Below are 25,998 nucleotides of genomic sequence, written 5' to 3' on the forward strand. Positions count from 1 at the left end.
CGTCAGGTGCTGCCCGAATCTGCGTAATGCGTTTTCGGTAAGCCCGAACGATGGTCCGGGAATGTCCCGCCGTGAATTCCGGCTCAACTTCAAGCCGATCCAGATCCTTGTCATGGAACGAGACGAGCATTCGGTACTCAATGTAGTTGACCTCATTTCGCCTGTCAATAGTATACATACGTATGTCGTATATTTCAATTTACAAGCATAACCGGTCAAGCATAATATGGTCGTCATGAATAAGTTGACCAGATCTGAACGAGCGCAAATCATCCGCTGTCTGGTTGACGGCAATTCCATCCGGGTCACGGAGCGCATCACTGGAGTTACAAAGAAAGCAATCACGCGCCTGCTCGTGCAGATCGGCGAAGTGTGCCGCCAATATCAAGACGAGCACTTCCGCGATCTAGCCTGCAAGCGCCTTCAGCTTGACGAGGTATGGTCTTTCTGTGGCTCGAAGGAAAAGAACACTACACCGGCAAAGAAAGAGCAGGGATGGGGCGATGTGTGGACGTGGACGGCCATTGATGCCGACACGAAACTGATTCCCTCATGGCTCATGGGAAATCGTGATTCAGTGTGCGCTACGGAGTTTGTGCAGGATCTTGCGGCCCGGCTGAAGAACCGCGTGCAGATCACATCGGACGGGCATCGTGCCTACCTTGTAGCGATTGAATCAGTATTCGGCGCGGACGTGGACTATGCCCAACTCATCAAGATTTACGGCGCGTCGCAAAAAGAAGACGAGACACGCTACAGCCCGGCGACGTGCATCGGGATCGAAACCAAGATCATTACGGGCGATCCCGACATGGACCATGTTTCCACGTCATATATTGAGCGTTCTAATCTTTCGATCAGAATGCAGGTTCGCCGTTTTACCTGACGAATGCATTCTCAAAGAAACTCGCTAATCATGCCGCCGCATTCGCGCTGTACATGATGTTCTATAATTTCGCGCGAGTGCATCAGACGCTCCGGATCACTCCGGCAATGGCGGCAGGCGTCAGTAATCATGTTTGGGATATCGAAGAAATCGTCGGCCTGCTCGAAAAGCGCGAGGCCGCCAGGGCCTCGTGAGTTTGTTTTTGTTCGTACTGCCTCCCTCGATAGCAATACTGGGCGATAATACACACTTGGATGGAAAAGAGCGGATCTGTCGAATTTGTTCGCGGTCGTTTGTTCCTCGCGCTGAACGCTCAAAAGCAGCTCGAAGTAACGAATGCGATGAGTGCATTGAAGCTAAAGCTGTCCCGAAATACCTACAGAACTACCACGATGAGAATATTGCCGAATTTATAGATATAGCACGCAGCATCCTTGAAAAGAGCGGATTCAGCGGAACACCCGAGCAATGGGAAGCCGAGATAAGGCGGCTTGTCAATGAATACGATTCTAAGGATTCGCTTCTGGGGAAAATCATCCGCAAGCGAAACCGGCGATAGTGACCTTCCGTTTTTCAAAATACCCCACTACCCCCGGCCTCATTGAAGCATTGAAGACAACACGATCGTGGAGGGAGACACGACGGGTTTCCGGGAGAGAACACTTCATTCCGACGAGTTTCCTGGCAGCAGCATGTCAGAAATGCCCGCTTGCGTTGGGCGACCGACCGGAAGATAGGCGCGAATGCCATCTGGCCTGAGGCGCAATTATCCGGCGGTACCTGGCGCTTCGATCCGAGCCTTGTCACGCAAAAAAATAGAGCGATGAGAGCACCTGGCGAATATCGAGGTTGCCTGTTTGGGGCGGTTCGGGCAGATCCACGCCCGGATGGGCTGCTCTCTGTTCGTTGAGGAAGTTCTGCAAGACCGGTTCGGAATAGATGCGGACGAATTCCTCGCGCAGGATGCGATGGAGCAGATCCACATCGGCTGCGTGGACGCCGAAGCTGTCGTGGACCATCGAGAAATGGTGGATGCCTTCGGCTTTGAGGCGGTTCGTGGTCAGCATCATGTGTGCGGCATCAAATGAATGGACGAGGTGGGCGACGATGCCGTCGACTTGCTTCCGGATGTCGATCTTGCTGGTTTCATCCTCTAGATATATGACGAACGTGCCGTCCTTGGTCTTGATCCGCGCCGTCTTCGGCTTCCGGCATGCATGAACCACACGAAAACCGGTCGGCGTGGTCCACGTTATCCCGCGATTCATTTTCGCGAGGATGCGGGCGATGTTTCGCAGCCACTCCATGATCTTGCCTGCTTCGACGGCGACTTCGGGAATGCATTCCTCTAAAACCTTCGCCAGATACCTGGCACATTTCTTCGGATCGCTGCATTCGCTGACGGGCTGGGACTCGACGAGTTGCTTATAGATCGTCCCACGCGTGACGCCGTATGGTGTCGTCATCGTCGCGTGTTTGACGACCTCGCGATCGATCGCGAACGCGAGCAATTCCCGGGCTGCCTCGGCATCTTCAGAGCGCGCATTTGCCGCGTCTCTCTGTAAACGCCGGATGACCGCATCGGCGACTTCCTGGTAAATATCCTGCGGGTTCTCGAAAGGGAAGAGGTTCGTGGCGCGCCCGCCGATCGGATCGCGGCCCATCGCACTGAGATGCTGATATCCGTTGCAGCTGCCGTCCATGCTGATCGGCAAATGCGAGCGGAAATTGGGGCCGTCCTCGATATAGCCCGCCCATTCCAGACAGGCGGCCAGGAACATCCACGGTTTATCGGCTTCGTTCCAGAACCGGTGAGGACGAATCGGATCGGCCGCGAAGTCCAGGATTTCGTCTGTATGTTGGCGGACCCATAAGATGCGCTCGGCAAAAGAAACCTGCTTGCCCTTCCAATAGCAATTGAAAAGGTGGATCGCCAGCCAATAGGCGCCGCGCTCGCCAAGCGGCTTGCCTTCCTCGTACATGAGCAGAGATCTGCCGATGTCGTCCGACTGCGGATTCATCAGTTGAGGCACGGGATATGCACGGCTCCGATAATCCACCTGGTGCGGAAAATAGATGTGCGCCTCATCGAGCACACCCTCCGCCGTCGCTAAGCGGAACGCCATGACCGCCTTGAGCGCTTTGATCTTGCTGTTCAGACTAAAGGCGTCACGGCGCTCCCGCTTCCGTTTGCGGATCTCTTTGGGATCGGCATCGTCCGGCAATTCAGGAGGAAGTGGCTGAAATGTATGTGTCTTCAGCCCGAAAAGCAGATTGTTCGTATTCCACGCATGCCGCATGAACCGGTAAATCCTGTTGTTGACACGAAAAGCCGTACTCTGCAAGGCATTTACGGCCGAAAAGACGGGGGATAAACCGACACTTTCAAGCAGTTCCCGCGCGCTCCGGGGCTGATGTTTCACAAAGTTCAACGGAGTGGCGAGATAACCGCCCTGGTCCAGCGACACCCATGGGCGAGGCGGAATGACCATCGGCTGATGAACCGGACCCGGCATGAATTCAAGCGTTGACGGGTGATTGGCGATCCAATCGGCGGCTGACGTAGTGAGCCCTATGGTCTGCGTCGTCGTGATGTTTTTGCCGCTGCCCTCGAGAACGGTTTTCAACTCAAAGACCGGCTGTCCGTTGAAGCGGGCAAAACCGACCGCGAGCACGATCAGTTTGTGACCGAGATGGTAGGAGCGGAAGTTTTTTGCCCAGTCGTGAGGATCGTCGAGCTTTCGTGCCCATTCCGCCGCGCGCCGCCCGGCATGCGCGCTTCGGTTGCGCGAAAGCATTTGCTGCGCGATATCGACCTTTCTCCCTCGAATGCCATCGTGGATTCTTTCGAGCCGCAGCCGCTGGCCGATATCGTACGCAAGGCCGGTGGTGGGCGGCGCCTGGCCTTTCTTGAATTCCGAACTGGTTATCGTGTTGAACAACATGCTGAGAGTGATCAGCGCTATTCTTTCGTGATCGATCGAATTCAGGGCTATCGCGTATTTGGGTGGCTTCGGGCTTTGCGCCGTCTTCAAGGCGAGTTGCACGTCCAGGATGCCATCCGCCAGTGCTTTCAAACAGCTACTCACCAGATCCGCTACGGGTTTTGTGCCGGTCGCAAGCTGGTATTGGCGGCTTTGGTTATAGCGGCGCACCCCATCGCGAAAGGCATCGGCTTCTCGTTTCAGTTGTCGCTCTATGTCGTTCATACTCAACGCGTTCGGGCATTGTGACAGATAGGGAACCCTATTGGAATAAATATCGAGATGTGGAGAGACAGGGAAACCGGCCGCATGTCTCTCGACCTGTATTGGCGCGGCTGGCTAACAATTAACAAGGTAGGTGAAATATGACACAGACAAAATCGCATTCGACTCAGATCAAAGCAAAGCTTGGTATGCAGGGTGTGGCCGATGGGACCGTCGTGACGGCGCTGATGGCAGCGTACAACGGCGTCTTGAACAATTCGGCTTATCCGGCTTCACCGATCGATCTGGCCTCTTACAAGGCCGGTATCGATAAGCTCAGTGCGTTGATTGTCGACGCTGAAGACGGCGGCAAGAAAGCCGTTTCGGCGAAGAACAAACAACGTATCGAGGTCGTCAAGATGTATACGCTACTCGGACACTATGTCGAGGGCGCGTGCAATGGCGACGTGGCAACGTTCACCAGCAGCGGTTTTACGGCGGCAGCCAAGCCGGTAAAAACTGCTCCGGTGCCGTTGACTGAAGCGGCGTTCGGCTCGATCGATCGCGGGGCCAACAGCGGCGACGTTGTTGTCGAACCCGAGAAACAGACGGGCGCCATCGTCTTCGACGTGCGTTATGCACTACAAGGCGCGGGCGGGACTCTCGGTCCCTGGACGATCGTGACCATTACCAAGCCCAGAAAGGTAACCATCAGCGGCCTGACCATGGCTGGAATCTATCAGTTCCAGATCCGTGCGCTGGGCTTGCTGGGGTATACCGACTGGCTCGATCTCAAAACCTTCGTCGTCGCCTAGCGCGGCTGCGGGGGAACCAAGATAGCCACAGGAGGCACAGAGAAATCTGTGTCCTCTTGTGGCTATTTTTTTTCTGAGTTCAGCGCGCGGGTCTGCTCGGCCGCCCGGCGGCCGAACGTGGTAGCGTCCGGCGGGTTGCAGGCCATGCCGCAGATTTTTCCGTTCAATCCGATGAAGACGGCGTCGGCCCAGAGGGTATCGGCGGGCGTCGGGGCCACGTACTCGCGTCTCATGCGGGCAAGTGTTTCATCAGATTCCGGTGAATTGTCCGGCAGCCGCCGCATCCGGATGTTGGCTCGCGCCTGAACCGCGCCGACGGCCGCAGCGAGCGCGAGCTTTTCGGTTGTTCCGGAACTCGAAGAAAAAATGATGAGTACGTTGATCGTTTGCGTCATTTGCGTCATGGGCGGCGTGGCTTCTTTTCGGGAATCCGGAACAATCCGTCATACGCGGCGTCGTAAAAAGCGACGCGGCCCGAATCGAGAGGAGCGCCGGGCTCGACTTTGTCGCCGAGAATCATCGCGCGCTCGATCGTTTTGTCTTTGAATGCGGGCCATGCGGGCAGTCCCTTTCCATTCGGATCGCCGTTGGCGGCGAAATTTGCCCAATACGAGGAAAGCGTATCCGCGAGAGAACGATCGGTGTCTGTCCAGGGATTCGTGGCCGTTTGCAGGTTGTTGAACACGTATGCCAGTTCGGCGGTATGCGTGGCGCCGCGGCTGGGTTGGCCCGGCGCTACGGGAGGCACGCGCGTAAAGTAATACCAGTATGCCTTCCCTTTTCCGCGCTTGGACTGAAGTTTGGCCCAGGTTCTCATGTGCCAGGCCATCTCGTCGCGCACGCGAGTCAAACTCGATGCGGCCGCTTCGGCATCGGAGTTTGCCGGGTAGAGCTGAAGAAATGAATCCATCATGTCGCCTTTGCCGAAGCGCTGCTGTGCCTGGTCTTTCAACTGTTGTGCCGCGCCGTTCCCGCCGCCCGCGCCGCCCCCGCGCTGTCCGCCGGCGAAGAATGTTCCTTCGTCCTGGTTGGAGCCGACGAGCACGTCCACATCATTCTGCCGTCCTTGGGTAAAGGTAATCGAGAGATCTTCGGGAATGATCCATCCATCCACGATGATTCCGGAGCCGCGGCCCAGCCGCATCAATTCATCCGCGGGTTTGTTCCGGAGATCGGCCAGTGTTCCGAGTTTCTTGCCCGCCGCCTCCGCCGGCCCGAGTTCGGCCATGTGGCCGACGCCCAGTCCCATCCAGGCGCCGCTTTCGGCGATCGCCCGCTGAAAGAGTCCGGTGACTTCCGGCGATCCCACCATCGCGGCGACCATCATGGCGCCGGCCGATTCACCCATGATGGTGACGCGTTTCGGGTCGCCGCCGAAATTCTCGATGTTCCGCTGCACCCATTTCAGGACGCTGATGAAATCCATGAAGGCGTAGTTGCCGGATGCTTTGCGATTCGACTCTTCCGTCAGTTCCGGATGGGCAAAGAAGCCGAGCATACCCAGGCGGTAGTTGAACGTCACAAAGACGACGCCCTTTTTGGCCAGCGCTTCGCCGTCATATCGGGGCTCGGAGCCTGCGCCGGTATTGAATCCTCCTCCATAGGCGAAGACAATGACGGGCCGCCGTTCGGCCGCGGACTTCGCGCCTGTCCAGACGTTCAAATACAGGCAGTCTTCACTGACCGCGGGAGCCGGAGCGCCTCCTTGCGCGCGCGGCGCGGCCTGCAGACAGCGCGGCCCAAACTGATCTGCTTTTCGCACGCCGTTCCAGGCTGCGGGAGGCTGCGGCGGCTGCCAGCGTAATGGCCCGAGCGGAGGAGCGGCGAAGGGAATGCCTTTGAATGCGCGAATGCCGGGGCTTGTGCCGTTGGTGCCCGAGACCAGGCCATAGTCGGTCTTTACGGGATCCGGAATGGCAGCGGATCCGATCTGTGCTCCGAGTAAAAGGCAGCCAATGATCATCAGAGTGATTCTTCGCATTCGAAGATTTCCTTTCTCGGCCGGACAAGTAGCGAATAAGGCAGGACGGGTACTATCCCATCCTCCGGTGCGATTCGGGGACGTGTCCGCGTTTATACACCATAAATATCCTTTTGAATTCCATCACCACGTCGCCGTTCTGGTTGTAGCCCGTCGTCTTCACTCGAACGATGCCGACGTTCGGACGGGATTTCGATTCCCGCGTTTCAAGCACCTCGCTCTTCGAATAGATGGTGTCGCCATCGAATACGGGATTCGGCATCCGGACCTCGTCCCAGCCGAGGTTCGCGAATACGTTCTGCGTCAGATCGATTACGGATTCTCCTGTCAGGATAGCAAGCGTCAGGCAGGAATTGACGAGCGGTTTTCCAAACTCGGTTTGTGCCGAGTAGTTGTAATCGAAATGAACCGGATTGGTATTCATGGTCATCAGAGTGAACCATGTGTTGTCTGCGGCGAGGATCGTCCGGCCGACCGGATGCTCGTAGACATCTCCGGCTTCAAAGTCTTCGAATACGCGTCCTGTCCAGCCTTTTTTGATCATTTTGGGATCATACCGTGGAAATGATTTGTTACTATCCTCCGGTGGAGCAGAAGAAACCGCAGGGACCCAGTCTGTTCGGCGTCCTGAAGCCATACAAAGCATTGATCCTTCTCCTGGTTTCGCTGACGATTCTGGGCAACGCTCTGAATCTCGCCGTTCCAGCGATCATCGGTTCGGCGATCGATAACTATGCGCCCCGGCTCATCCTGGAATTTTTCGTCATCGCGGCCGGCGTCTTCATCTTCACGTACCTGCAGACGGTCGCACAAACTTATGCCTCGGAGCGTGTAGCCCGCGACCTGCGGACGCGACTTGTCGCCAAGATTTCGACGCAGGACCATGCCTTCATCCAGGAGGTGACACCGGCGAAATTGCTGACGAATCTGACTTCCGACGTCGATGCGGTGAAGTCATTCGTCTCGCAGGCGATTGCATCGATCATTTCATCGCTGTTCCTGATTGTGGGCGCCAGTGTATTGCTGCTTTTGCTCAATTGGAGACTCGCCGTCGGCGTGCTGGCGATGCTTCCGATCATCGGCGGGACGTTTGCCGTGGTCTTGAGCAAGGTGCGCAAGCTGTTCAAGAAATCTCAGGAAGCGATCGACTGGCTCAACAAGGTGATCAACGAGAGCATCCTGGGCTCGGCGCTCATCCGCCTCGTGAATTCGCAGCAATTGGAATTCGATAAATTTGTCGCGGCGAACACAGAGGCGCGGGACATCAGTCTGAGCATTTTGCGGCTGTTCGCCAGTCTCATTCCGGTCATCATGTTCTGTACGAACCTCGCGACGCTCATGATCCTGACGCTGGGCGGCCGCTACGTGATCCTCGGATCGATGACCATCGGAAACTTCATGAAGTTCAACAGCTATCTGGCGATCCTGATTTTCCCCGTGATCGTCATCGGATTCATGAGTAACGTCATCGCACAGGCGAGCGCTTCCTATGGCCGCATTTCAACGGTTTTGTATGCCCCGGACAGCAAGGATCCCGGCACTCTGGTTACCGATCTGCGCGGCGATCTCGGCGTCCGGAACGTCGTGGTGAATTACGGCTCCAAAACGGTTCTGAAGGATGTTTCGTTCGCAGCTAACGCCGGAACGAGAAATGCGATCATCGGTCCGACGGCCGCCGGCAAGACGCAGTTGCTGTATCTGCTGACCGGCCTGCTGAAACCTGCTTCAGGCTCGATCGAGTATGACGGGCGCAGCATCGAGGAGTACGAGAAGAAGTCTCTGCATCTCCAGGTCGGCTTTGTCTTTCAGGATTCGATTCTGTTCAATCTTACGCTGAGAGAGAATATTGCCTTCAGCAAAACCGTGCGCGACGAAGATCTCGAGAAGGCGGTGGCGACGGCGGAACTGAGCGAATTCATCGAGAGCCTTCCGCAAAAGTTGGACACTGTAGTTTCCGAGCGCGGCACCAGCCTTTCGGGCGGCCAGAAGCAGCGTATCATGCTGGCCCGGGCATTGGCGTTGAATCCCCGGATTCTGCTGCTCGACGATTTCACCGCGCGGGTCGACACGAACACGGAGCGCAAGATTCTCGAAAACGTGCATCGCAATTATCCGGGGCTGACTCTTGTCTCGGTGACCCAGAAGATTGCGTCGGTGGAAGACTACGATCAGATCGTGCTCTTAATGGAAGGAGAAGTTCTGGCGACCGGCACACATGCTCAGCTGATGGAAACGTCGCCCGAATACATTCAGATTTATGACTCGCAGCGAAGCACAAGCCACTACGAATTACACGCTTAGCAGCAGCGCGAAGCCCATGCAGAGCGCAGCGCTCGGACCTGCGCTCAAGCGTCTGTCGCCGCTGCTGGCGGACGACAAACGGCTGGTTGCGTCGGCTTTCGTCGCGATGCTGATTTCGAGCGTATCGTCGCTGCTCGGGCCGGTCATTATCAGCCATACCATCGACGCATATATTCAAGGCAGGAACTTTCGCGGCGTGCTGACGTTTTCCGGAATTCTCCTCGGCGTTTACCTGTGCGGTCTTCTCGCCAGCTATTTCCAGACACTCGCGATGGGAACGGTTGGCCGCACCGTCCTGTTCAAACTGCGCAATACGGTATTCACCAAGCTTCAGGAACTGCCGCTGGTGTTCTTCAACCAGAACAAGGCAGGCGATCTCATTTCCAGGATCAACAATGACACCGATAAACTGAACCAGTTTTTCTCACAGGCTCTGGTGCAGCTGACGGGAAACCTGTTCATGATGGCTGGTGCGGCCATTTTTCTGCTGTCGCTCCATGTCCGGCTCGGTTTAGCGGCTCTAGCTCCGGCGTTGGGCGTGCTGGTGTTGACTCAAGTGATTTCGGGCTGGGTGAAGAATAAGAACATGAAGAGCCTGCAGTCGCTGGGCGGCATGAGCGCCGAGATCCAGGAAAGCATGAGCAACTTCAAGGTGATCGTCGCTTTCAACCGCGTCGACTATTTCCGAAAAAAGTTCGATGAGGCAAATGAGGAGAACTTCAGCGCCTCCGTTGCCAGCGGTCTTGCCAACGGAGTGTTCACCCCGACCTATGGTCTTGCCTTCAATCTGGCGCAGCTCACCGTTCTGTCTTACGGAATTTATCTGATCTCGGCAGGGCAGTTGACAGTCGGCTTGCTGATCGGATTCCTTCTCTATGTAAATATGTTCTACCTGCCGCTGCGGCAGGTGGCGATGCTGTGGTCTTCGTTCCAGCTTGCCCTCGCAGCGCTCGACCGCGTTTCGGAAGTTCTTGGGCTCGAGTCGAATATGCCGGTGCTGCCGGCCTCCCAGCAGACGCGCCGGCACGGAGTGCTCGAGTTCGAGAATGTGCATTTCAGCTATCCCGGAGGGCAGGAGGTACTGCGCGGAAGCAACTTCACGCTTGAGCCGGGAAAGACCTATGCCCTGGTCGGCCCCACCGGAGGCGGCAAGACGACAACCGCTTCGCTCATGGCGCGATTGTACGATCCGACGGGCGGCTGCGTCTGGCTGGACGGACGCGATATCCGGTCCTATGCTCCCGATGAACGAACCCGGAAGATCGGATTCATTCTTCAGGAGCCGTACCTCTTTACAGGTACGATTCGCGACAACGTCCTTTACGGTAACTCACAGTACCGGAAATATTCCGACGAGCAGCTCACGGCGTTCTTGAACGAACGCAATGTCGGCGGCCTGCTTTCTCGATTTGAAAAGGGTCTTCAGACGGAGGTTCTCGCGGCCGGCGACGCGATCAGTCTGGGACAGAAACAGATCATCGCTTTCATGCGGGCGGTGCTGCGCGATCCGGAGTTGCTCATCCTCGATGAGGCCACAGCCAACATCGACACCGTCACCGAACAGCAGCTCGAGCAGATCCTCGATAAGCTTCCACGCTCGACCACAAAAGTCATCATTGCGCACCGGTTGAATACCATTGCAAACGCCGACGAGATTTTTTTTATCAACGCCGGCGATATCATTGCCGCGGGTTCCATGGAACGCGCACTCGACATGCTGCTGCACGGGAAGAGAGTGAGTTAGGGCCGGCACCTCGCCTTCCCAAGGCGGGGTGGTGAGTAACTTCCATCGATTACACAACTTGTTGATAAACCAAATGCAGGATTTCATGTCAAAATTCCCAAGAGTATCTTCCGATAGCAATTTGAAGGCGCAGGGTATAAATAAGGAGTAACAGAACCGGAAAGGAAGCTTCGTATGAAACGCGTCGGATACTACTTTGCTATCGCGGCTTCCCTCATTATCGTTGTTGCCTTCCTGGCGAATGCTGCAGGCCGCTTCGATCAGAAACTCCCCTTAGACAAGCAAGCGATCCATGTTCTGAATCGTCTGACTTTCGGCGCCCGGCCGGGAGATGTCGAACAGGTCCGCCGCCTGGGTGTCGAAAAATGGATCGATCAGCAGCTGCATCCCGATCGGATCCCGGAAAACCCGGTGCTGGAGAGCAAGGTGAAAGCGCTCACGACCGTGCTGATGCCGGGGTGGCAGATTGCCGAAAAATATTCGAATGCCCTTCCGGGTCTGATTGTGGGGCAGGCGCTCAGTATCGTGGCATCGCTGACTCCACAGCAGCGAAGCCAGCTCCAGACCGGCTCTGCCGAGCAGCGGATGGCGGCCCTGATATCGCTTGATACGGAGAAACGGCGCCTCTATCTGGCGTCCGCTGCGCCGCAGGCATTGGAGGGTTTTCCCGAGGACATCAGGCAGGAAGCGGACAATGCACGGAAAGTCCAACAGGCGGAGCGGCAGAAAGAAATCCGCAAGTCGATGCCGCCGCTGATGGACCTGTTGACGCCGGACCAGATCAAGATCACCAGGACCGGAACGCCCGAACAGAAAATCGCGCTGCTGAATTCATTCGACGCGGACAAACGCAAGCAGGTTGTCCGCGCCATTCCCTTTGCGTCTTTGGGCGATGTGCCGGAATTACGGCGCGAAGCAATGGCGGTATCTCAGCCCCAGCAGTTCGTGAACTTCGAGTTGACCGAAAACAAGCTCTACCGCGCGATCTATTCGAATCATCAGCTCGAAGAGGTGCTGGTGGATTTCTGGATGAACCACTTCAACGTCTACAACGGCAAAGGAAATGACCGGGTCCTCCTAACCGGCTTCGAGCGCGATGCGATTCGTCCGTATGTCTTCGGCCACTTCAAAGACATGCTGCTCGCGACGGCTCGCCACCCCGCGATGTTGTTCTATCTCGATAACTGGCAGTCGCAGTCGCCGCAAGACCCGCCGTTTGGTTTGATTCTTCCAGCGAACATCCGCCGGCCAGGCATCAATGAGAACTATGGCCGGGAACTGATGGAACTGCACACGCTGGGCGTCAACGGTGGTTACACGCAGGCTGACGTGATTGCGGTTGCCCGAGCATTCACGGGTTGGACCATCTACGATCCCCAGAGATTTGCGGAATTTCAGTTCAATCCGGCGAACCACGACCGCAAAGAGAAGGTCGTTCTCGGTCATACCATTCCCGCGATGGGCGCCGAACAGGACGGCGTGCAGGTGATCGACATCCTGGCGCATCATCCGTCGACGGCAAAGTTCATCTCGAAGGAACTCGCGCAGCGCTTCGTTGCCGACGATCCGCCGCAATCGCTGGTCGACCGCATGGCAGCAACGTTTATCAAAACCGACGGTGATCTTCGCGCCGTGATGCAAACGATGTTCAGCTCGGTCGAGTTCATGTCGGAAGGCGCCTGGCAAAACAAAATGAAGTCGCCGCTGGAAATGGTCGTCGCCGCGGTGCGGGCTATGAACGCGGACGTCACCGACACCTATACCCTTGCGCAGAAGATTGCCGACATGGGAGAGCCGCTTTACGGAAAGCTGGAGCCCACCGGCTATCCCAACACTGGAGAAGCCTGGACGAACACCGCCAGCGTTCTGGGCCGAATCAATTTTGCGGCGGCGCTCGCTTCCGGGCAGGTACCTGGCGTGACGGTCGACGTGAACCGCTTCAATGCCAAAACTCCTGCAGTGGTGGCAAGGGACATTCTGAGTATGCCGCCGTCGCCGGCCACGCTGGCGGCGATTCAGAAGGGAATTGAGGGGAGTCAAACAGCCCCATCAACTCTTGCGAGCCTCGTTATGGGTTCGCCGGATTTTCAGAGGAGGTAGTGATGCTGACTCGGCGTTGCTTCATTCGTTCTTCGGCTGTTGCAGTTGCAGGCGCCGGACTGGCGCCTTCATGGCTTCGGGCCGCGTCGCAGGAAACGAAGAAAAAGAAAATCCTGATCGCGATCTTTCAGCGCGGCGCCGCCGACGGTCTGAATATCGTGGTGCCTTATTTCGAGCAACCGTATTACGACCTGCGGCCCGGGATTGCAATTCCAGCGCCCGGCAGCGGCAGGCCGAACAGCGCGATCGATCTCGACGGCCGTTTCGGATTGCATCCACAGCTTCAGCAGCTCAAGCCGCTCTGGGACAGCAAACAACTCGCAATCGTCGAGGCCACGGGTTCTCCTGATCCTTCGCGTTCGCACTTCGAAGCTCAGGATTATATGGAGGCCGGTATTCCCGGAAATGCCGCGGGAGACGGTTGGCTGAATCGCGCGATGCAGCCCGAGCCCGGCGCCTCGACGTTGCGCGCGATCGCCGTCGGCGCCCAATTGCCGCGGACCCTTCGCGGTAACTGGCCTGCGGTTGCGGTCAATAACCTGGACCAATTCAAAGTCCACGATCAAAACTCAGCCGATATCCTGCAAGCGATGTATGCCACGACGCCGGATGCCAAGCTCCACGCGTCGGGGAAAGAAACATTCGAAGCCGTAAAGATGGTCGACGCTATCAATCAAAAGCCATACGCGCCCGCGAACGGCGCCCAATACAACAACGAATTCGGCCGTGGCCTGCAGCAGATCGCGCGTCTCATCAAAGCCGACGCCGGCGTTGAGGCGGCTTTTGCGGACATCGGAGGCTGGGACCACCACAGTAATGAACCAGGGCAGTTGAACGGACTGCTGCAGCAATATGGCAGCGCCCTCGCTGCTTTCGTCCGCGACATGGGCGACCGTATGGATGACATCGTCCTGGTGACGATGTCCGAATTCGGCCGGACTGTGAAAGAGGACGGAAACAATGGAACCGATCACGGCCACGGAAACGTGATGATGGTGCTGGGAGGTCCGGTACGCGGCGGTCACATCTACGGACGCTGGCCCGGCCTCGCGCCCGACCAGCTTTATGAAAATCGCGACCTCGCCGTCACCACCGATTTCCGCGATGTACTGGGCGAACTCGTCCAGAAACATCTCGGGCAGAGCACCGACAAGGTCTTTCCTGGCTATAAGCCCGGCCCCGCTCTGGGTTTGATCTGAACAGACCTTATTGCACCATTGGAAGTTTTTGCAGTTCTAAATTTGAAATGCAGCAACTTCCAATGATGCAATGGTGCAATATTCTTTCTTCTGCCTTTTGTGCTTCTTGTGGTTCCTTCCCTCTTTTTTCTTTGATGCCGCGCGCATACTATAGGCGTGCGCCTGTCGCCCCGACACGACCATGCCTTGTAAAATGAACCCCAGACGTTTTACCTGGATAGTACTTACGCTGCTGGCGCTGGCTTCGGCTGAAACTTCTTTTGCTCAATCCCAGACGGCGTCGGGCGACGTCAAGGGCACGATCACGGATGCGACGGGCGGCGTCCTGGCCGGAGCGACGGTCACGATCACGAGCATCGATACGCACCTCGAACGTTCTGTGTCCACCGACGGCATGGGCAACTTCAGATTCTTTCTTGTACCGCCTGCGGACTACGAAGTGAAAGTACAGCTGCCAGCGTTTTCGACGTATACCGTGGGGTCCCTGCACGTCGGGATCGGGCAGACGGTGACCCTCAATGCGGTGTTGCAGCCCGCTGCGATCCGGCAGGAAGTGCTGGTGCAGGATGAGACTCCCGCCATTGAACCGGAAAAGACCCAGCAGTCGAACACGATCGACGAGCGACAGATCGAAAACCTTCCGATCAATGAGCGGAACTTTCTCAATTTCACGTTGCTGACGCGTGGTGTGACGGACTCCAAAGGAATCGTCACATTCTCGTTGCCCCAGGCGAACACCTCCGGTTTGTCATTTCTCGGCCAGAGCGGCCGTTCCAACAACGTCACGATCGATGGCGCCGACAACAATGATGACGCCGTCGGCGCGGTCCGGTCGACGCTAAGCCAGGAAGCGATCCAGGAGTTTCAGATCAACCGTTCCGGCTTCTCGGCCGAGTTCGGCCGCGCCGGTGGCGGACTGATCAACATCGTTTCGAAATCCGGCGCGAACCGTGTGAGCGGAGACGTCTTCGGCTTTTTTCGCGACCATAGGTTCGATGCGCGAAATCCATTTGCTTTCGGACCCGGCGGATCGAACATCGATCCGCCGTATTCCCGCCAGCAGGCGGGGTTCACTGTGGGCGGTCCGATAAAAAAGGACCGGACTTTCTATTTTCTGTCGTATGAAGGATTGCGCGAGCGGGAATCGAACTTTGTCACGTTCATGGAAAACGCGACGTTCTTCCAGCCGACGGCTTCTCAACAGGCCTTGATCCAAGGCCTCGAGGCCAGCCCGGCGCCATCACTGAGAGCGTCCGGCGCGATGCTCAATACCTATCTGACGACTTCGCCGCAGCTCTTTCCGGAAACGATCAATGTTCTTCAGTCGAACAGCGGGATCTTTCCATACAAGAACAACAACAACACCGCCTCACTGCGGCTGGATCACTCGTTGTCGCCGTCCAATCAGATGTTCGGACGGCTGACCTTTACCGATATCGATACAATCGGCGGAAACACCGGCGGTCTGATAGCTCCCTCGCGCGGCGCGAATTTCGCGATTCAGGACTATTCGGGCGCGCTTGCCGACTCGCATTTCTTTTCGCCGTCCAAGGTGAACGAGTTCCGCTTCCAGTTTGCCAGCCGGATGTACAACGTGCTTCCTCAGGACGCCTTTGGCCCGGAGATCACGATCAACGGTGTGGCAGAACTTGGCCGCGATTTCTTTCTGCCGTCCAACCGGACGGAGGAGCGCTGGCAGTGGCTCGACAACCTGACTCTCGTCGAGGGCCGCCACGAAATCAAATTCGGTGTGGACTTCGACTACATTCCGCTTCAGACGACCACCGAAGTGTTCCTCGGAGGACGTTTTATTTTTGGAACGGGAATACCGCTCGCAAACGTGATCGATACGCTGCTGGGGCCCGGCAATTCCACCACGCTGGCCGCGGGACTGACCGCAACCGGACGCGCCGATCTGGTGCCGAACCTGTCCGATTCGATCAGCTCGCTGCAGGGATTCAACTTCGGATTGCCGATCGTGTACCAGCAGGGATTCGGCAACCCGCAGGCGGCGATCACCAATAAACAGACGGCCGCATATATCCAGGACAATTTCAAAGCCCACTCGACGCTGACGCTGAATTTCGGGCTGCGCTATGACATCGAATTCCAGCCGCCGCCGGTGCATCGCGACCGCAACAATTTCGGGCCGCGGTTCGGCTTTTCCTACAGCCCCGATACAAAGACAGCGGTCCGTGGCGGTTACGGCATCTATTATTCGCCGCTGTTTGAAGCCCTCAGCTTCGAGGCGCGGGTTCTCAACGGCACTCAGATCTCACAGATTTTCCTTCCGCTCACGGGCTTGCCGGCGCTGGGAGTCAATACGACTTCGGCTCAGGTTTGGGGACTTGCAGAGCAGTTGAAGGTTTTCGGCAGCCGCACCTTGACCGCGAACGACATCGCGCTGCTCGGCTTGCGGCCCGGTGTGACGCCGCCCGTTCTCATCAGCACCAGTCCCAAAATCGTGAATCCCTACAGCCAGCAATTCAGCCTGGGTATCGACCGGACTGTTTCCGGTATTACCTTTAGCGCCAATTACATCGGAAACCGCGGCGTGAAACTCATTCGCTCGCGAAACGACAACCTGACGCAGACGGGAACGAATGCCTTCGGCCCGGTGGATGGTCCGATCAACCCGGCGATTCTGCAGGACAACCGCACCGAGACTTCCGGCAGTTCGATTTATCACGGTCTGGCATTGAGCGTCACGAAACGGTTCAGGCGCCGCTATCAGATTCTGGCGTCTTATACGGTTTCGAAGGCAATCGACGATACGACGGACTTCATCACGGATCTTCAGGCTTCGAATCAGCTGAATCTGCGCGCGGAGCGCGGCTTGTCGTCGTTCGATCAGCGTCACCGGCTGATTCTCAGCAGCGTTATGGAACCGGTCGGTGGCATCACCGTCGCGCCGATCTTTACTTATGCCAGTGGTCATCCGTTCAATCTGCTGCTGGGCTTTGATGCGAACAACGACACCAACGCCAACACCGACCGTCCGGCCTTCGCCGGCAGGAACACCGGACTCGGGCCGAACGATATCGATTTCGATCTGCGGGTCTCCAGGGAACTCCGGCTCCGGCGGGACTCGAATTACCGTCTGGAAGGGCTCGTCGAGGCTTTCAATCTTTTCAATCGAGTGAATTTTTCCGGGCTGAACAACATTGTCGGAATCATGCCGTTCTCCACGTACAGGGCGGCAGGGGACCGGAATCGCAACCCCTCGGATCCGTTGGGCTTTACCTCCGCCTTCGACCCGCGGCAGATCCAACTGGGCGTGAAGCTGAAGTTTTAGGGTGTCATGAAGAAGCGAATCGTCCACTGAATTGCCCTTCCGTGGCTATAATGTGGAGCATGCAACTCGCTGAAAAAATGTCCCGGCTCGGGACGGAATCTGCTTTCGACGTATTAGTTCGGGCGCGAGCGCTCGAGAAGCAAGGGAAAAATATCATTCACCTGGAGATTGGTGAGCCCGATTTCCCGACGCCCCCGCACGTTGTGGAAGCGGGAAAGGCCGCACTCACCGAGGGATGGACGAAGTACGGGCCGAGCGCCGGATTTCCGGAATTCCGGGAAGTGATTGCGGCATACGTGTCGCGGACCCGCGGCATCAAAGTCGATGCCGACAACATCTGCGTCGTGCCCGGAGGCAAGCCGGTCATGTTTTACAGCATGATGGCGCTGCTCGAACCGGGCGACGAAGTGATTTATCCGAATCCGACATTCCCGATCTACGAGTCGATCGTCAATTTTGTGGGCGCGAAACCCATGCCTGTGCCGCTCGACGAAAATCGGGGGTTCGCTTTCGATCTGAATGTGCTTCGTGACCGCCTCTCGAAAAAGACCAAGATGGTGATTCTGAATTCACCCGCGAACCCGACCGGGGGGGTCATTTCGAAGGAAGACCTGAAGCAGATTGCCGGCATGCTCCGGGAACGGGACGTCATGATCCTCAGCGACGAAATCTATTCGAGGATCTTCTATGACAACGAACCGTCGTCCATCACAAGCCTGGACGGCATGCTCGAAAAGACCATCATCCTGGATGGATTCTCGAAGACCTATTCCATGACCGGCTGGCGCCTCGGTTATGGCGTGATGCCGCACTGGCTGGCTGCTGCGGTGACGCAATTGGCGGTCAATTGCAATTCATGCACCGCGAGCTTCGTTCAGCGCGCAGGAATGGCGGCGCTGCAGGGCCCGCAGGACGCCGTTACGGCCATGGTCAAAGAGTTCCGCCGGCGTCGTGATGCGATGGTCCAGGGATTGAATGAGATTCCCGGCTTCCGGTGCGTTCTGCCCGACGGCGCGTTTTATGCTTTCCCCAACGTCACCGGCACCAAAGTGCCGGCCAAGGAACTGGCCAATCTGCTTCTGAACGAGGCCGGCGTCGCATGTTTGTGGGGAAGCGCTTTCGGTCAATACGGCGACGGCTACCTGCGCTTCAGCTACGCCAATTCGCTGGAGAATATCCAGGAAGCGATTTCGCGGATCCGAAAGCTTTCGACCCGGTGGGCGTGAGGAAGAAGACTCATGGCATTTACACGATTCCTTATAGTTTTGCTCGCCAGTGCGGTTCTGATCCCCGGCTTTCTTGTCGCGCAGCAAAAGGCCACACAGGAGCCCCAGACCCTTTCCGTCAACGTCGAACTTGTCAATGTGTTGTTCACCGTATCCGACAAAAGCGGCAAATTCATAACGAACCTTCCCAAGGACGACTTCAAGGTTTTTGAAGACGAGCAACAGCAGAAGATTTCGAATTTCAGCAATGAAACCAATCTCCCCTTGAGTGTCGCGCTGCTGTTCGACACCAGCGCCAGCATCCAGGGCCGGCTCCAATTCGAACAGGACGCCGCGGGGGAGTTCTTTCAAACGACATTGCGGCGCGGGAAGGACAAGGCGTTGGTAATAACATTCGACCGGTCCGTCGCTCTTGCGCAGGATTACACGGACGACACGGAACTGCTGATCAAGGCGATCGGGAAAGTGCATGCGGGCGGCAATACGGCTATGTTCGACGCCGCCTACGAGGCGATGACGAAGAAACTCGCCGGCCAGGAAGGCCGTCACGTGATCATCGTGATCAGCGACGGCGACGACAACCTCAGCGAGAAAACCCTCGATGAGACGATCGAGATGGCGCAGAAGACGGATACGGTCATTTACGCCGTCGGCACGAGTTCGCCGGAATTGTTCGGCTCGACCAAAGAGCGTGGAAACAAATACCTCAAGAGGCTGGTCGACGAAACCGGCGGAAAGTTGTTCCTGCCCACGAAAGCCGACGATCTGACGAAGTCATTCCTCGAGATCAGCGAAGAATTGCGGTCCCAGTACACGCTCGGCTACCGTTCTTCCAACAACAAACATGACGGCGCTTACCGCAAGATCCGCATCACTGCATCCAATAAACAATTCAAAGTCCGCGCCCGCGAAGGGTACTATGCTCCGCGGCCTTCCGCGAACTGACGCGAGGAGGAAAGCCGCGATGAAGGCCCTGTGCATTTCAACATTTGTCGTCCTTGTTCTGGTCACCGTCGCAGTTCCGCTATCGGCGCACCACTCATGGCCGGTGAGCTATGACCGGCTCGTGACAGTAAAGGGCACTGTAATCCAGTTCGCCTGGTCTAACCCGCATCCGATGATGACCCTTGAGGTTCAGACCACCGATGGCCGGAGGGAGAAATGGCTGATCGGCGGCCCCGCTATCAACCGCCTGGAGGCCAACGGTTGGAGCAAGACGACAGTGAAACCAGGCGACGTGATCACGGGCATCGGCTATCAGTTCGCCGACGGCGAGAAGGTCATCCGGCTCGAACGCGTGGTGCTGGCCGACGGGAAGGAACTCCGCCTCTACGGCCGCTAGTTGACCTGCGATGAGCCCTTCTTCTCTTCATCAGCCGATAACTTCGCGAATTCTGGCGATGAGTTCGGCATAGCTGAACGGCTTTTGAAGAAACGCGATGCCACACCCGGCGAATCGCGTTGCGCTGGCCTGATAAATAGACATTCCGATGATTTTCAGATGAGGATGAGCGTTCTTTAGTTGAACGGCCAATTCGGCGCCATCGGTATCGGGCAGCAGAAAGGTCGTCAGCACGAGCTCGATTTTCAACCCGAGGCGCCCACAGATTTGTAAAGCGTGCCGCCCGGTTCTGCAGATCAGCACCCGATATCCCGCGGAGCGCAGAACGCACTGCAAGAGGGCCGCAAGGTCGCGGTCCTCCACCAGAAGTATGGTTGCTCGTGCCATATTTGCAAGCGCCGATGCGGCCTGAATCGTGCCGGATTCCGTTACAGAAGTGCGTCGCAGGCGGCAGAAAAATACCAGCAGCCAAAAATAATTATTTTGGTGTTTGAACGGGCATAAAGCCGCGCTTACGAGCGTCTCCGCTTTCGCGCCGTGGTCCCGGACACGTTTCTGGAAATGAACTTGTGCGCCATGCCGAGCAGGTCCCGCAATACAGCGGGAGTGACGCGAGACAGCCGGACTAAAACTGCATTGTAGAGTTCGTAGTGGTCCGTCAGATAGTAGATGTCGGGCGCCGCCGCAAGCAGTTCATCTCGATCATCGTTATCCACACGAACGACAAGCGAATTGGGTTCGGCAGAGCGGTTGACGGCCATCCCGGCCATGAGTTTTCCATGGACCTTGAGAGCTCTGGAGCCGTAGGCGGTGCTCTCTTCGACGCCCGGTAAGGTCAGTCCGATATCCCGCACGGTGTCGAAATTGACGGTTCGTTTAGGCATTTGACGCCGTGATTATACAGATCCGAGCTCTGTTTGAATGGCTTTGAGCGCGGTTCAAATTATTTTGGATAGTTCTGGTCACATGACCGCCGTTTACAGCCAGGTTTTTGCCTTGTACCTCTCATACTTCTTGCCGAATGTGCGGGTGAGGATTCGCTCCTCCGCCCGGGCGCGAAGGATCTGAACGGGGATGAGGACGATCAGCGCCAGCAACCACAGCGGATGCTGCATATACAGAATGAGGCCCACTATAAATAACGAGCTGAATACATAGATCGGATGGCGAATGCGTGAATACAGGCCGTGAGTAACAATGGCTGTAGCCTCCGGTGCAACGGAAAACGAACGGCCCAGTTGTATCCTGGCCACGATCAGAAGCGCAAGAGCCGGCGATCCGATGACAATTCCGGCGAGCCGTAGCGCGGTCCACGGTTGATTGCCGCGAGCCGCTACCAATAAGGTTACGGCAAGCAATCCAATGACAAGCGTAGCGATGTTCAACTTCATGGTTCTGCAATAACATATACCGGCCTGGAGGCGATTACGCAAATGACGCTACTTCAAAAACTCAAGCCCAAGCCGGGTGCAGCCGCCGTGATCAATTCGCCGAAAGACCTCGCAGTCGAGTTCAAGTCGATCAAGCCATCGGTTTCGATTCCGGCCAGAGCCAAAGAGCATTTCGATTTCGTGCTGCTGTTTGCGCTCAGCTCGAAGGAACTGGAGCCTCATTGGAGGCGGATCATCCCTGCGCTCAAACAGGATGCGGTGTTCTGGGTGGCTTATCCCAAGAAGAACTCGGGCATTCCGTCGGATTTGTCGGGAATGTCCGGTCCCTGGTCGGTTTCCTGCGGGTCTGCATGGCAACCCGTCGCGTCCGCAGCGATCGATGACACGTGGACGGGTATCCGATTTAAACTTGCGCCTAATCTGGAAAACGACCGCAAGGACCGGCAGTCCGAGGAAATCTGCGATGCCGACGGAACCGTGGTGGTGGATCGAGTCAACCGCGTCGTTCGGTCCCCGAAAGATCTCGCCGCCCTACTCTCGAAGCACCCGGAAGCCCTGGCATTCTTCGACAGTCTATCGTTCACGAACCGCAAGGAATATGTGGTCTGGATCGTCGAGGCGAAGAAAAGCGAAACGCGCGCGAATCGCGTGGAAATGGCGCTGGAGAAGATGGTCTCGAACAGGAAAAACCCATCCGAGAAGTGAAACGCCGTTAATGCGCAATCGAGGACGCGTGTGTTTCAGAAGCGCAAGTATTCGCCGGTCCCGTTGGGATCAGCGAATTCAATGAGGACCTGATTGCCGACACGATCAATGTGGCGCTGTCTGTGTCATCATTATGTGAAATGGACCGAACCTTCTTGTTGATTGGAGCTGTGCTGGGTTTTCTGGGTGTGGTTTTTGGCGCCTTCGGCGCTCACGCCCTGAGAAGCCGGCTTTCGCCCGAGATGCTGGCGGTTTTCGAGACAGCTGTGCGCTATCAGATGTACCACGCATTTGCGGTACTGATCGTCGCCGCCGCCATCGGGCGTATCGGAAATGCCGGACTCCTCGTGATGGCTGGGTGGTTTTTCTTTGCGGGCGTTGTACTGTTTTCGGGAAGCCTGTACGTGCTGGCCCTTACAGGTATGGGGATGCTTGGCGCGATCACACCGATTGGTGGTCTGCTTTTCCTGATCGGCTGGGCATGCCTCGTGGTGTTCGCGCTGGCAATCTGAAACCGCGAATTCAGTTTTCGGTCGGCGTTTTCTGAACGCTGTCGATGACGAGTATTTCGAGAGGCGCTGTTTTGGCTTCAAAGGTTAATCCGGCTTTCTGCAGCGAATTCACCAGCGAAGCGTTGGAGCCGAAATCGAGCAACCGCAGCGCCTGTGGCGGCAAAACGGCGCCCTGATTGATCCCGCCGCGAATCAGTATGGCGATCCGATCTTCCGGTGTGAGTTCGAGTGTAAAGTCGTAATGTCCCTTGAGGCTGGTCGTATCGACTACCGGCCGGTCCATAAAACGCGAGAGCAGGTCCGCAAAGCGAGGCATGTCGAGTTTCTTCGCTTCGAAGGAAGTGGGGCCAAGGGTCAACGATGTTCCTTTGCCCAGGTTCATAACGGCGCCGTTTGCGTTTCCACCGGCTGCGACTTCGATGGGGCCGCCGCTTCGGTAATCGGAATCGGGGTCGGAAGGAAGCTCCGTGATCTTCAATCCCGTCTTCCCAATGCCGAGAGCATAGACCGGGAACTCTCGCGTTTCGCGGTGCATTTTCATCTGGAAACGTTCGGCGAGCAGACTCTGAAGCATCTGGGGAACCTGATCCTGTGATGCCCCGTCCGGCAGCTTTGCGGAGATGTTGAAGCGCTGGCTGCCGATCCAGTCAGGGCCGGTGATCTGATTCGTCCTTACGCGGTACGACATGGCCACAAGGTCTTTAATGGACATGGTTGAAAGCGAGACTTGCGCACCGTCGATATGGAGACCAACTCCGACCTGCTCGATCCCGCCGGAGGCAGGCTTAATCGAGGCGACCTCGAATTCCGGGCGCGCTTGTCCGAAAACAATCGCACATGAGGCAATCAAAAGAATAATGACGCGCCGCATAAGCCTACTCTAACACTGGCGGTGATTACCGCTGAGGCAAATCCCGCTCCGGCGGGCCGTCATAGCCGATGTCTTTCAGGTCGAGCGCGCGGAACGGACGCTCGCGTGTCATTTCTTCTACCGCGTGCGCGGCAAGGCCGACGACACGGGGAACGATGAAGAAAGCACGGCCATACTGCCAGGAGATGCCGAGATCAGAAATAATTCCGGAAATTACGCCGTCGATGTTGGGCGGCAGCTTCAACTCGGAAGCAATCGATTCGATAAGGGCGAGGTGCGGTCCTGCGAGCTTCCATTCTTTTGCTTTGGCTGTAAGCATCATCGTCCGCGGATCGCGATCATGCCACGGATGCCCGTAACCCGGAACGCGCTGTTTACGCGATCGATATCCGGCAACGATTTCAGCGCCGGATTTGCCGGCCGGCACGCTCTCCTGAAGCATGCGGGCACATTGTTCGATCGCGCCGCCGTGATGATCGCCCAGGGAGATGACGCCGGCGGCGACGGCGGCCTGAAGCGGCACCCCACCCGATGCAACGAACCGCGTTGCGTCGATCGACGGGGCGAGAAAGGAGTGATCCGTGCTGGAAACCATGATCATCTCGATCAGTTTGCCTTCGTGGCCCGTGGGCAGTTCGCCCTTGAACGTGAGATAGATGACATCGCCGAAGCTGCAACGCTCCATCAGGTCCTGCACACGATATCCGCGAATCAGGATTTTGTTTTTCTCGACAGCTGAAAGCGACGTATTCCAGAACGGTTTGCTCATCAATTGTTCCCCCTATTCCTCGCGATTGAGAATACACATGGTTCGAAGCTGTGATCGGTAGATCTGCCGGAGCCGAAGAAAAAACTCCTGATAGTCTTTCGACTGATAATCCGGGTAAGTCCAGGGAAAGAACTGGTAAGTGTTGTTCTTGAAGTGCATCGTGACTTCGGCAAAGATCCCGGCACCCAGATAAATTCTGTGATAAAAATTCTTAGTAGAGGCGAGGACGACCTTCGCCTGCTCGAGATAGCCGGGGTCCAGGTTGACCGGGCGTTTGACGGCGGCCAGCATCGGCGTGAGATCGGCCTCAAGCTGGTTGGTTTGCCTCTTGATTTCCGGCAATTGATCCGCTTCAATAAGCCGCTCGAACGAGAAAAACACGCGATCGATGATGTCGCCCATTTCCGCTTCGTAGTAATCGGTGAAGTCGAAGGGAATGATCTCGGACCGGTGATCGATCGGGCCATACGCGTCCGCAAGGCGGCGTTCGACGCCGGCAAGCAGCCGTTTGTGGGAGACCAGGACTCCAATGAACAGTTTCACCGGACTGAATTGACGGATCGCCCCCATAGGCAACATGAAACAACTATCACTGAAGGAAATCCAGGACAAATACGCCGCGAATGCAGCCGTTTCGCCCGCCATCCTGCGCAAGCTGCAGCGCGATCCGCGCACCGGGGCCAGGCGGTTGTACAAGGTTCTGGCGAAGCGTTATGAAGATCAGAAAAGGGAACGAAACCGTCTCGACTCGATGCTGCACTTCGAACGGTTGCTTTGGAAGGCGGGCATCCAGCGCATTGCCGGAGTCGACGAGGTCGGGATAGGACCGCTCGCGGGCCCGGTCGTGGCTGCTGCTGTGGTGTTTCCTCCAGGAGTGGAGATCGAGGGGGTTGACGATTCGAAAGCTCTGGATGAAGAAACGCGCGAGCGGCTCGATGATGAGATCCGGGGAAAGGCGTCGGCCTTTGCGATCGGCATGGTCGAAGTCGAGGAGATCGACCGGATCAATATTTATCACGCCGGCATTCGGGCGATGCAGGTGGCGCTTTCGAGTCTGCCGGTCCCGCCTCAGCACATTCTGGTCGACAGCCGGACCGTGCCCGGTTTTGCTCAGCCCCAGAACAGTTTCGATAAAGGGGACGGAATCAATTTTTCCATCGCCGCGGCGTCGATCGTGGCGAAGGTGTTTCGCGACCGCTTGATGACCGGTTTGGACTCAACCTATCCGGGATATGGATTTGCCAGTCATAAAGGCTATGCGACTCCGGAACATCAGCGGGCGATCCGCGAAATGGGCCCGTGCCCCATCCACCGCCGGTCCTTCGATTACATCCGGGAGTTGCGTGGTGAATACTGCCAGCTTTATTACAGCTTGAAGGAGCGCGGTTACGCATGCGCGTCGCGCGGGGAATTGTCGGCCTGGGAAAAGGAGATGAAGGCGGCGGACTCAAGCCTCTCTGTCAATGAGAACAAGAAGCTGCATCTTCTTGCCAGCCGGTTGTGGAAGAGGCTGTAGCGACTACTTCACGCTTTCGGCGAACGACAGATCTTCGTGCGTCACATTTCCTGACCGATCGAGAAGGATTTCTGCGCCCAGAGCCGTCTTTTCGGTTTCATTGTAGAAGCGGAAATCCATAAACAGGACCCGGTACCCGAACTCCAGCCCATCGACC

24 protein-coding genes are annotated in these 25,998 nt (G+C 56.8%); 14 read left to right on the top strand and 10 right to left on the bottom strand.

What is annotated here, in order from left to right:
• The first annotated feature begins 235 nt into the window (after window positions 1-235).
• Together VGK48_14790 and VGK48_14795 are read left to right on the top strand one after the other, a co-directional pair.
• A complete protein-coding gene (locus VGK48_14790; GenBank protein HEY2382441.1) occupies window positions 236-886 on the top strand; it encodes an IS1 family transposase in 651 nt (216 codons plus the stop codon).
• 53 nt (window positions 887-939) lie between these two features.
• Window positions 940-1,080: a hypothetical protein gene (locus VGK48_14795; GenBank protein ID HEY2382442.1), complete on the top strand. Its 141-nt coding sequence runs from the start codon at window positions 940-942 to the stop codon at window positions 1,078-1,080.
• A gap of 609 nt (window positions 1,081-1,689) precedes the next feature.
• Here VGK48_14795 and VGK48_14800 read toward each other — a convergent pair.
• The gene (locus tag VGK48_14800) at window positions 1,690-4,095 is read right to left on the bottom strand and encodes a DNA-directed RNA polymerase (GenBank protein HEY2382443.1); all 2,406 of its coding nucleotides are present in this window, start codon (window positions 4,093-4,095) and stop codon (window positions 1,690-1,692) included.
• Between the two features lie 140 nt (window positions 4,096-4,235).
• Between VGK48_14800 and VGK48_14805 the strand changes: the two genes are divergently transcribed.
• Entirely contained in the window at window positions 4,236-4,889 is a 654-nt protein-coding gene (locus VGK48_14805; GenBank protein HEY2382444.1) for a hypothetical protein, read from the top strand.
• Between the two features lie 62 nt (window positions 4,890-4,951).
• Here VGK48_14805 and VGK48_14810 read toward each other — a convergent pair whose 3' ends face one another.
• Genes VGK48_14810 through VGK48_14820 form a run of 3 tightly spaced genes read right to left on the bottom strand, consistent with a single transcriptional unit; the run spans window position 4,952 to window position 7,414 of the window.
• The gene (locus tag VGK48_14810) at window positions 4,952-5,293 is read right to left on the bottom strand and encodes a hypothetical protein (GenBank protein ID HEY2382445.1); all 342 of its coding nucleotides are present in this window, start codon (window positions 5,291-5,293) and stop codon (window positions 4,952-4,954) included.
• Entirely contained in the window at window positions 5,290-6,870 is a 1,581-nt protein-coding gene (locus VGK48_14815; protein HEY2382446.1) for a carboxylesterase family protein, read from the bottom strand. The genes VGK48_14810 and VGK48_14815 overlap by 4 nt, the downstream gene beginning before the upstream one ends.
• A gap of 52 nt (window positions 6,871-6,922) precedes the next feature.
• On the bottom strand, window positions 6,923-7,414 hold the full coding sequence (locus tag VGK48_14820) for a MaoC family dehydratase (GenBank protein HEY2382447.1): 492 nt from the start codon (window positions 7,412-7,414) through the stop codon (window positions 6,923-6,925).
• A 20-nt stretch (window positions 7,415-7,434) separates the two neighbouring features.
• On the opposite strand from VGK48_14820, the gene VGK48_14825 reads away from it, so the two are divergent.
• The 8 genes from VGK48_14825 (at window position 7,435) to VGK48_14860 (ending at window position 20,077) form a co-directional block, all read left to right on the top strand.
• Window positions 7,435-9,171, top strand: a complete 1,737-nt coding sequence (locus tag VGK48_14825) for an ABC transporter ATP-binding protein (GenBank protein HEY2382448.1) — start codon at window positions 7,435-7,437, stop codon at window positions 9,169-9,171.
• Window positions 9,172-9,187: 16 nt separating this feature from the next.
• The gene (locus VGK48_14830; protein ID HEY2382449.1) at window positions 9,188-10,915 is read left to right on the top strand and encodes an ABC transporter ATP-binding protein; all 1,728 of its coding nucleotides are present in this window, start codon (window positions 9,188-9,190) and stop codon (window positions 10,913-10,915) included.
• Window positions 10,916-11,089: 174 nt separating this feature from the next.
• Window positions 11,090-13,015, top strand: a complete 1,926-nt coding sequence (locus VGK48_14835; GenBank protein ID HEY2382450.1) for a DUF1800 domain-containing protein — start codon at window positions 11,090-11,092, stop codon at window positions 13,013-13,015.
• 2 nt (window positions 13,016-13,017) lie between these two features.
• A complete protein-coding gene (locus VGK48_14840; GenBank protein ID HEY2382451.1) occupies window positions 13,018-14,214 on the top strand; it encodes a DUF1501 domain-containing protein in 1,197 nt (398 codons plus the stop codon).
• Window positions 14,215-14,407: 193 nt separating this feature from the next.
• Entirely contained in the window at window positions 14,408-17,509 is a 3,102-nt protein-coding gene (locus tag VGK48_14845) for a carboxypeptidase regulatory-like domain-containing protein (GenBank protein HEY2382452.1), read from the top strand.
• A gap of 59 nt (window positions 17,510-17,568) precedes the next feature.
• Window positions 17,569-18,735, top strand: a complete 1,167-nt coding sequence (locus VGK48_14850; GenBank protein HEY2382453.1) for a pyridoxal phosphate-dependent aminotransferase — start codon at window positions 17,569-17,571, stop codon at window positions 18,733-18,735.
• Window positions 18,736-18,747: 12 nt separating this feature from the next.
• On the top strand, window positions 18,748-19,680 hold the full coding sequence (locus tag VGK48_14855; GenBank protein HEY2382454.1) for a VWA domain-containing protein: 933 nt from the start codon (window positions 18,748-18,750) through the stop codon (window positions 19,678-19,680).
• 19 nt (window positions 19,681-19,699) lie between these two features.
• Window positions 19,700-20,077: a DUF6152 family protein gene (locus VGK48_14860; protein HEY2382455.1), complete on the top strand. Its 378-nt coding sequence runs from the start codon at window positions 19,700-19,702 to the stop codon at window positions 20,075-20,077.
• 30 nt (window positions 20,078-20,107) lie between these two features.
• Here VGK48_14860 and VGK48_14865 read toward each other — a convergent pair whose 3' ends face one another.
• From VGK48_14865 to VGK48_14875, 3 genes are all read right to left on the bottom strand, one after another.
• Window positions 20,108-20,464: a response regulator gene (locus tag VGK48_14865; GenBank protein HEY2382456.1), complete on the bottom strand. Its 357-nt coding sequence runs from the start codon at window positions 20,462-20,464 to the stop codon at window positions 20,108-20,110.
• Window positions 20,465-20,589: 125 nt separating this feature from the next.
• Window positions 20,590-20,961, bottom strand: a complete 372-nt coding sequence (locus VGK48_14870) for an MmcQ/YjbR family DNA-binding protein (protein HEY2382457.1) — start codon at window positions 20,959-20,961, stop codon at window positions 20,590-20,592.
• A gap of 93 nt (window positions 20,962-21,054) precedes the next feature.
• Complete coding sequence (locus VGK48_14875; GenBank protein HEY2382458.1) at window positions 21,055-21,468, bottom strand: isoprenylcysteine carboxylmethyltransferase family protein; 414 nt, start codon at window positions 21,466-21,468, stop codon at window positions 21,055-21,057.
• A gap of 42 nt (window positions 21,469-21,510) precedes the next feature.
• On the opposite strand from VGK48_14875, the gene VGK48_14880 reads away from it, so the two are divergent.
• On the top strand, window positions 21,511-22,173 hold the full coding sequence (locus tag VGK48_14880) for a YdeI/OmpD-associated family protein (GenBank protein HEY2382459.1): 663 nt from the start codon (window positions 21,511-21,513) through the stop codon (window positions 22,171-22,173).
• Between the two features lie 140 nt (window positions 22,174-22,313).
• Complete coding sequence (locus tag VGK48_14885) at window positions 22,314-22,685, top strand: DUF423 domain-containing protein (protein HEY2382460.1); 372 nt, start codon at window positions 22,314-22,316, stop codon at window positions 22,683-22,685.
• A gap of 10 nt (window positions 22,686-22,695) precedes the next feature.
• Here the strand turns inward: VGK48_14885 and VGK48_14890 are convergent, their stop codons facing one another.
• The 3 genes from VGK48_14890 to VGK48_14900 are packed head-to-tail and all read right to left on the bottom strand — an operon-like array spanning window position 22,696 to window position 24,868.
• Window positions 22,696-23,556, bottom strand: coding sequence for a TIGR03435 family protein (locus VGK48_14890; protein HEY2382461.1), 861 nt, complete (start codon window positions 23,554-23,556; stop codon window positions 22,696-22,698).
• Between the two features lie 25 nt (window positions 23,557-23,581).
• On the bottom strand, window positions 23,582-24,325 hold the full coding sequence (locus VGK48_14895) for a citryl-CoA lyase (GenBank protein HEY2382462.1): 744 nt from the start codon (window positions 24,323-24,325) through the stop codon (window positions 23,582-23,584).
• Between the two features lie 12 nt (window positions 24,326-24,337).
• Window positions 24,338-24,868 carry a DUF4416 family protein gene (locus tag VGK48_14900; GenBank protein ID HEY2382463.1) on the bottom strand — a complete coding sequence of 177 codons (531 nt, stop codon included), beginning with the start codon at window positions 24,866-24,868 and terminating at the stop codon, window positions 24,338-24,340.
• 34 nt (window positions 24,869-24,902) lie between these two features.
• Between VGK48_14900 and VGK48_14905 the strand changes: the two genes are divergently transcribed.
• Complete coding sequence (locus tag VGK48_14905) at window positions 24,903-25,841, top strand: ribonuclease HII (GenBank protein ID HEY2382464.1); 939 nt, start codon at window positions 24,903-24,905, stop codon at window positions 25,839-25,841.
• Window positions 25,842-25,998: the final 157 nt, after the last annotated feature.

Source organism: Terriglobia bacterium, from assembly GCA_036496425.1.
Lineage (GTDB): Bacteria > Acidobacteriota > Terriglobia > 20CM-2-55-15 > 20CM-2-55-15 > 20CM-2-55-15.

Excerpts from the sequence above, each read along its gene's own strand:
- VGK48_14790 (HEY2382441.1), top strand. The coding sequence starts at position 236 with ATGAATAAGTTGACCAGATCTGAACGAGCGCAAATCATCCGCTGTCTG.
- VGK48_14795 (HEY2382442.1), top strand. The coding sequence starts at position 940 with ATGATGTTCTATAATTTCGCGCGAGTGCATCAGACGCTCCGGATCACT.
- VGK48_14800 (HEY2382443.1), bottom strand. The coding sequence starts at position 4,095 with ATGAACGACATAGAGCGACAACTGAAACGAGAAGCCGATGCCTTTCGC.
- VGK48_14805 (HEY2382444.1), top strand. The coding sequence starts at position 4,236 with ATGACACAGACAAAATCGCATTCGACTCAGATCAAAGCAAAGCTTGGT.
- VGK48_14810 (HEY2382445.1), bottom strand. The coding sequence starts at position 5,293 with ATGACGCAAATGACGCAAACGATCAACGTACTCATCATTTTTTCTTCG.
- VGK48_14815 (HEY2382446.1), bottom strand. The coding sequence starts at position 6,870 with ATGCGAAGAATCACTCTGATGATCATTGGCTGCCTTTTACTCGGAGCA.
- VGK48_14820 (HEY2382447.1), bottom strand. The coding sequence starts at position 7,414 with ATGATCAAAAAAGGCTGGACAGGACGCGTATTCGAAGACTTTGAAGCC.
- VGK48_14825 (HEY2382448.1), top strand. The coding sequence starts at position 7,435 with ATGATTTGTTACTATCCTCCGGTGGAGCAGAAGAAACCGCAGGGACCC.
- VGK48_14830 (HEY2382449.1), top strand. The coding sequence starts at position 9,188 with ATGCAGAGCGCAGCGCTCGGACCTGCGCTCAAGCGTCTGTCGCCGCTG.
- VGK48_14835 (HEY2382450.1), top strand. The coding sequence starts at position 11,090 with ATGAAACGCGTCGGATACTACTTTGCTATCGCGGCTTCCCTCATTATC.
- VGK48_14840 (HEY2382451.1), top strand. The coding sequence starts at position 13,018 with ATGCTGACTCGGCGTTGCTTCATTCGTTCTTCGGCTGTTGCAGTTGCA.
- VGK48_14845 (HEY2382452.1), top strand. The coding sequence starts at position 14,408 with ATGAACCCCAGACGTTTTACCTGGATAGTACTTACGCTGCTGGCGCTG.
- VGK48_14850 (HEY2382453.1), top strand. The coding sequence starts at position 17,569 with ATGCAACTCGCTGAAAAAATGTCCCGGCTCGGGACGGAATCTGCTTTC.
- VGK48_14855 (HEY2382454.1), top strand. The coding sequence starts at position 18,748 with ATGGCATTTACACGATTCCTTATAGTTTTGCTCGCCAGTGCGGTTCTG.
- VGK48_14860 (HEY2382455.1), top strand. The coding sequence starts at position 19,700 with ATGAAGGCCCTGTGCATTTCAACATTTGTCGTCCTTGTTCTGGTCACC.
- VGK48_14865 (HEY2382456.1), bottom strand. The coding sequence starts at position 20,464 with ATGGCACGAGCAACCATACTTCTGGTGGAGGACCGCGACCTTGCGGCC.
- VGK48_14870 (HEY2382457.1), bottom strand. The coding sequence starts at position 20,961 with ATGCCTAAACGAACCGTCAATTTCGACACCGTGCGGGATATCGGACTG.
- VGK48_14875 (HEY2382458.1), bottom strand. The coding sequence starts at position 21,468 with ATGAAGTTGAACATCGCTACGCTTGTCATTGGATTGCTTGCCGTAACC.
- VGK48_14880 (HEY2382459.1), top strand. The coding sequence starts at position 21,511 with ATGACGCTACTTCAAAAACTCAAGCCCAAGCCGGGTGCAGCCGCCGTG.
- VGK48_14885 (HEY2382460.1), top strand. The coding sequence starts at position 22,314 with ATGGACCGAACCTTCTTGTTGATTGGAGCTGTGCTGGGTTTTCTGGGT.
- VGK48_14890 (HEY2382461.1), bottom strand. The coding sequence starts at position 23,556 with ATGCGGCGCGTCATTATTCTTTTGATTGCCTCATGTGCGATTGTTTTC.
- VGK48_14895 (HEY2382462.1), bottom strand. The coding sequence starts at position 24,325 with ATGAGCAAACCGTTCTGGAATACGTCGCTTTCAGCTGTCGAGAAAAAC.
- VGK48_14905 (HEY2382464.1), top strand. The coding sequence starts at position 24,903 with ATGAAACAACTATCACTGAAGGAAATCCAGGACAAATACGCCGCGAAT.